Source organism: Bacillus sp. SIMBA_005 (genome assembly GCF_046535585.1).
Taxonomy (GTDB): Bacteria; Bacillota; Bacilli; order Bacillales; family Bacillaceae; genus Bacillus; species Bacillus pumilus.
Window position 1 is genome coordinate 1 of the sequence record NZ_JAWRWI010000122.1, and the last position, 345, is coordinate 345.

Annotated in this window: 1 protein-coding gene; it reads left to right on the forward strand. The window is 67.5% G+C overall.

The annotated features are described in order from the left end of the window. On the forward strand, window positions 1-345 hold a 345-nt coding region (locus SB660_RS19400; protein WP_410583867.1), incomplete at both ends, for an ATP-binding cassette domain-containing protein.

Consider the following 345-nt stretch of genomic DNA (forward strand, 5'->3'; position numbering starts at 1 on the left):
GGCGTACGGCACGTTACCCGTGCTCAAAGGCGTCGACTTCGAGGTCGTGCAGGGGTCCATCTTCGCGTTGCTCGGCTCGAACGGCGCAGGGAAGACGACGCTCGTGCGTATCCTCGCCACGCTTTTGAAGGCCGACTCGGGCACCGCGTCCGTCAGCGGCTACGACGTCGCCCGACAGGCGGCGCGAGTGCGGGAATCGATCAGCCTCACGGGACAGTTCGCCGCGGTCGACGAGATGCTGACGGGGCGCGAGAACCTCGTCCTCGTCGCGAAGCTGCGCCACGTGAAGCATCCCGGACGGGTCGCGGATGAACTACTGGATCGCTTCGCGCTGCGCGACGCCGG